Annotated in this window: 4 protein-coding genes and 1 pseudogene; 3 read left to right on the top strand and 2 right to left on the bottom strand. The window is 36.5% G+C overall.

From position 1 onward, the window contains the following. Nucleotides 1-394: 394 nt before the first annotated feature. The gene (locus ACWXWT_RS19730; protein WP_456043276.1) at nt 395-958 is read right to left on the bottom strand and encodes a hypothetical protein; all 564 of its coding nucleotides are present in this window, start codon (nt 956-958) and stop codon (nt 395-397) included. Nucleotides 959-977: 19 nt separating this feature from the next. Then, the gene (locus tag ACWXWT_RS19725) at nt 978-2,327 is read right to left on the bottom strand and encodes a polymorphic toxin type 44 domain-containing protein (RefSeq protein ID WP_456043275.1); all 1,350 of its coding nucleotides are present in this window, start codon (nt 2,325-2,327) and stop codon (nt 978-980) included. A 295-nt stretch (nt 2,328-2,622) separates the two neighbouring features. Here ACWXWT_RS19725 and ACWXWT_RS19720 point away from each other — a divergent pair. The 3 genes and pseudogenes from ACWXWT_RS19720 to ACWXWT_RS19710 form a co-directional block, all read left to right on the top strand. Then, a pseudogene (locus ACWXWT_RS19720) lies at nt 2,623-2,809 on the top strand (ISAs1-like element ISSba1 family transposase); the annotation flags it as partial. 344 nt (nt 2,810-3,153) lie between these two features. Next, a complete protein-coding gene (locus ACWXWT_RS19715; protein WP_456043274.1) occupies nt 3,154-3,813 on the top strand; it encodes an RluA family pseudouridine synthase in 660 nt (219 codons plus the stop codon). Nucleotides 3,814-3,926: 113 nt separating this feature from the next. Further along, nucleotides 3,927-4,649, top strand: coding sequence for a DUF599 domain-containing protein (locus tag ACWXWT_RS19710; protein ID WP_456043273.1), 723 nt, complete (start codon nt 3,927-3,929; stop codon nt 4,647-4,649). The last annotated feature ends 763 nt before the right edge of the window (nt 4,650-5,412 follow it).

Here is a 5,412-nt window from a genome sequence, read left to right as displayed (position 1 = left end):
GTGGAATACCTGAGAGACTCCATTCTGGCGGGTTTCAAAGTCCTTTATGCTTCGTTAGATGCTTTCAAAATAGAATCACTATTCGCTTCAATCATCTGCCTTGCCTACAGCACTTTGAACTCCCGCTAAAGATCACATATTTAATAGGATTGGTATTACATGTAGACTTAGTGGTTGTTAACTAGCATATTTAAGAGCTAATTAAATACCAAAACTTTACATTCAGGCTTCACTAGATTTTTTTAGTCACTAAAAGTAAAATTGATCGATTTTTTATTGCCGTCACATGAGTCTTACTGCAGGCTCAGAAACTTAAAATGAAAAGGGATCATATCGATCCCTAATTACGTATCAACCAACTCTCACTAAGCTCTTTTTAACATTAATTAACTATTTACAGTAATTGAAAAAAGTATACTTCATCTGATATTTTTTTAAACACATCAAACTTTGCGTCCTGCTGAAACGCAACAGCATCTTTCTCATTACCAAAAATTAGACCGTTTATCCCTAGCATTACAGAATTACCCCATTGAATACGAATGATATTATAATCGCTGTCGTTGAAGATATCGGTAACACCAATGTTAGCCATGTCAGCGAGTAACTCATTTAGTTTCTCATTAGATAAGCTAGTAACAGGACTTGTTTCTGCAAAAACCTGGTTCCAACTTGTAAAGCTGTTATCTGCAGCTTTATCAGAATAAGTCATCATAAGCCCCCCGTCAGGGCTTTTCCCGAAGGTTTTGTTAATAGGGTTTATTACAATACCATTTAAGATAATTACTTCTTTAGAGTAGTAAGAAACTTCTTTGACATTATATCGCTTGACGCTAGCGGTTAAATTCCTTACCTCACTTATCATCTCAGGTTCTGTAATTAACTTTTCATTGTAGTTAGGACTACAAGCCATTAATAAAAAAACTATGAAAAAGGTAAAAATTTTTTTAAATATCATTTCAAATTACCTATTTGAATCAGTACGGAATTATTTTGTATTTGCAATTTCTGTTTAAAAAGTAAAAGCCCCCTAAACCATTAGGGAATCTCCATAGCTCACATGAATATTTATATTTAACTCTGCCACCACCAGGTACGCCCGGCTCTATACCTCCACTAGGTCCACCACCGCCTATTCCTGTAGCAGCTACAATTTGCAATCCATTTGAATCATCGCATGAATCAGACACGTTAACGGTGTTATTATCATTCTTATATACCTCTTTATAATAATTAATACCTCTAGTAACTTGGACAGTATCGTGAGGGTGATCTCTATCTTGAGTTATAAACCCACTAATAAGTCCCCATAGCCCAGCTATACCTTTCCCATCATCTTTCCATGCTTGGTTAGCACTTGCTCCACTAAAGATTAATGTATCTTCAAACCCTGCTGCACTTAACATCGCACCATAATGAAAATTTCCAAAGTCTTCACTTGATCCAAACTTTTTTAAATCGAATTTTTTCCCATCATTAAATAATGTCGTCGCCCAAACTAATTGGGTCACTGTTTTCATTATTGTTAACTGTTTTCGATCAAAAACATCAGAATATGAATCGATAGGTGAGGTTCCAAAGTCCATTTGGGCTTTATATTCCTCTGCTTGAGCAATGTTTGCATTCAGATTTAAATCATTAGGCATAGCTGGAGACATGTTATTTATATTACAAGTTATATTACCTGTAGAAGTATTTGATGCACTGCTTTGTACAAATATTGATATGTCAGAAATATTTTTTCTTGATAGTTTTTGAGTTTCATTATCATAAGAGTTATTTAGATTAGGCTCAAGTAAGCCTGTGCTCATCATTCTGATATTGTTACAATTTCTACCGTTACATTCATCTACAGGAGGCCCGCTAGGAATTGTTACCGGTGTATATGGAGTATTTGTATTCATAAAGTAAATAAGATCTACCCCATCTACTCTTCCATACATAATGTTGACTTGAGTTTTTCTATTTGTGGAAGTTGGTGAGATATGAAAAACAGCTTCGCCACGTTGAGAAGCTTTAAATGAGCGGCTTGTACTTACTAAACCATTTGAAGTAAAAGTTTCTTCAACTGACGCACGAGTTGAAGTTGAGTCTACAAGTTGAACTTTAAAGCCATCTATTGAGCTGCCTGGATTCTCGAATTGTGTTAGTACAATTGGATCATTTGTATAGATAGGTATTGTAATACAGTGATCAATTGATTTTTCGAGTGAAACCGAGCTGTTCAGTTCGATTCGTTTACATCTTTCTTCAGCTATAGTGTCATCTGAAGTTGAAAAAAATATAACAAAAGCCATAGCTATTTTAACGGTGTAACTAAATTTCATAATCCCTCACGATTTAAACCTACATCAGTGTAAGTCTTTTTTAAAACCGCTGAGATTCTATTACCCCCCCCCACGTTTAGGCAACCACTTTTATCATTATTTTAATATTGCAATGCTGTTTTTTATTCGTTAAATTGTTTTTTGAAGTTGAATTATTAAGCCATATTAATGAGGACACATACAGTTAAAATCCAGGGCAGGATCATACTTTGTTAACCGTAGGGAACTTTTTCGTATCTGTATGATCTGATCAGGCATGTTATTCTACTGAACCTAATCTATGTCCTTATTTGAACACTTGAAACTCATCGAAGACCCTGTTGTAACCTTTGATGCACTTCATTGCCAGCGGGAAACGCTGCAACAAATCATCAAAGCTAAAGGTGACTATGTTGTTTAGGTAAAAGGCAACCAACCTCACTGGGATAACGACGGCGTCTATTGAGTATCGAAGAAGATGACAGGGGCATGGCCGTAAGGAGCATCTTTTCTTTGGTTAAGAGATTTAACAAATCTTAATCCCGCCCTGATGATCGTGGCTAACATTTAGGGTCTGCTGTTCTTTGTTAGTTAATTTTTGTTCGGGGCGAGTGAATTAAAGCCTAGCGTTCTAAGTAGCATTTGATTTACAAATAATCGCTCAACAAAGAGTAAAACGTTTTTAGTTGAGCGTTTGTTGTTCATTTCTACTGCGTTATCGGCTTTTAATGTAGAATAGCGACATTGCAACGCCTCTGCCTTGTCGTTCATGTTTAAGTAATGAACAACAATTCGCTGCCAAAACAACCTTGAAAGATCAATAGACCCTAATAACCAAAATATTATTATGCCTGAATTTATTGCGCCGCCCTGTGAGGGAATCATTGAGGTGTTATACCAAGATGAACACCTATTACTGATCAACAAACCCTCTGGCCTATTGAGCCTGTCGGGGAAAAATCCATTAAATAAAGATTCTGTTCACTATCGTTTAGTGCAAGATTTCCCAACAGCAACCTTAGTTCACCGTCTTGATTTTGGTACTTCTGGTGTAATGCTGGTGGCTTTAAATAAACAAATTAATGGCTTATTAACTAAACAATTTCAATTACGTACCATAGAAAAAAAATATACCGCAGAATTACAAGGCAATTTACCGAATGACCAAGGTGAAATAGATTTTCCAATTGCTAAAGATGCTGAACATTTTCCACTTATGAAGATTTGTCATACCACTGGCAAACCTGCATTAAGTCAATATCAAGTGTTGAATCGTCATCCACAAGGATTATCGACTCGAGTGTGTTTTACCCCTGTTACAGGGAGAACCCACCAGTTACGTATACATAGCCAACAAATCGGTCATCCAATTTTAGGCTGCGATTTGTACCATAATGAACATTCTCAGCAAATGTCGGGACGATTATTGTTACATGCCACTGTGTTGTCATTTACCCATCCAATAACAGAACAACGGATTGACTTTGTTTGCCCAAGTCCATTTTGAGTTAAACATGCAAGCTCACTAACGATTTAGCTCGTCAGAGAATAAAATAATTCATCAAATAACAAAATTAATGCATAATTCGTTGTTTAATAATTCAGTATAGGTTAAGTAAAATGTTGATTCCTTGGTTAGATTTCCTAGCCTTATTAGTGTTTTTAGTGAGCTGGATAGGCTATACCAGTTTTGCTCGTCGTAAAGCCAAAAACACCAATTGCATCGCCCGAGTCATGCATCAACAGCGTATTCATTGGATGTCTCAGGTTTTGACAAGAGAAGTACGTGTTGGGGATGCCGCTTTATTGGGCAATTTAGAACGAAATATTGCTTTTTTTGCCTCAAGCACTTTATTGGTGCTCGCTGGGGTATTGACACTTTTCTCTCAGGTAGAAAAGCTTGAAACCGTGATAGCTTCTATTCCCTTTACGGCATCGCCGAACCATGCATTGATACAAGTTAAACTCGCCCTTTTAGCGGGTATCTTTGTGTTAGCCTTTTTTCAATTTACTTGGTCAATGCGTCAGTATGGTTTTGTGAATGTTATGATAGGTGCTGTGCCGTTAGATAAAACGGGAACAGATGAAAATGCGTTAGGTTATTCAAGACAAGTTGCTGTGGTGCAAGATCAAGCGGCACATTCATATAACTATGGTTTACGTTCTTATTATTATTCCATGGCGGCATTGTGTTGGTTTATTCATCCAGGGATGTTAATTCTTGCCAGTTTAATTGTGGTATACACCTTGTATCAGCGCGAGTTTAACTCTAAAGCTGTTATAGCCATTACGGCAGCGCAAGCGCATTTAGAAAATAACCCATCTTATATACTCAAAGATTAATACACTGCTATAGCTCAGTTGATTTATTGTCAGTTTGGGGTCTTAGGTGAGGTTTAGGCATATCAGTAATAATTTGCTGTTTTATCAACCTAAAAAGCATGATTATTTTGCTGCAATATACAAGCTGTATACAATACACAGTGATTAATATTTAGCGCTAACATGCTAACTAAACCGAGTGTTAACCTCTAAGGGTTATTGCTTTAGTTATTAACAAGTCATATCTGTTTCAATAGCCCTGTCAGTTGTTTCACACTGGGCTTTTAACCGTATCTAAACCACGTTGTAAGCATCATAATTGAGCATGGTTTTACCGATATTGGTTTGCTCCGGTTAGGTCACATTATCACTTTAGCAGGCCAAATTAGTTATCCCTTGTGTACATATTATTTCGCAAACAATATTAGAAAATAAGCTATGATTTAAATAACTTATAATCAGTTTGTTCAATATTCTAAAACGTGTAGTGCCAACAACGTTACTCACAGTGTTTCGGTGTATAGACAAATTGTTTAGGCAACTTTTTTTGGGCTTGAAGGATTCTGTTATCTTATACCAATCCTATTAAATATGTGATCTTTCAGCGGGAGTTCAAAGTGCAGTAGGCAAGGCAGATGATTGAAGCGAATAGTGATTCTCGGTAACAAGCTCCTGCGTTACTCTACCTCCAGCATCTGACCGCCATGGATGGTGGGAATGTGTTATTTTTTATGGAAAAAAATAGACCATGCCGTCGTATTTTGAAAGCATCTAACGAAGCATA

The sequence above is a fragment of the Shewanella sp. A22 genome, assembly GCF_053850585.1.
The sequence above is the reverse complement of the archived record's forward strand: the minus strand, read 5'-3'. Positions and strand labels throughout refer to the sequence as shown.

Coding starts and splice junctions, on each gene's coding strand:
- ACWXWT_RS19710 (WP_456043273.1), top strand. CDS start 3,927: ATGTTGATTCCTTGGTTAGATTTCCTAGCCTTATTAGTGTTTTTAGTG.
- ACWXWT_RS19730 (WP_456043276.1), bottom strand. CDS start 958: ATGATATTTAAAAAAATTTTTACCTTTTTCATAGTTTTTTTATTAATG.
- ACWXWT_RS19715 (WP_456043274.1), top strand. CDS start 3,154: ATGCCTGAATTTATTGCGCCGCCCTGTGAGGGAATCATTGAGGTGTTA.
- ACWXWT_RS19725 (WP_456043275.1), bottom strand. CDS start 2,327: ATGAAATTTAGTTACACCGTTAAAATAGCTATGGCTTTTGTTATATTT.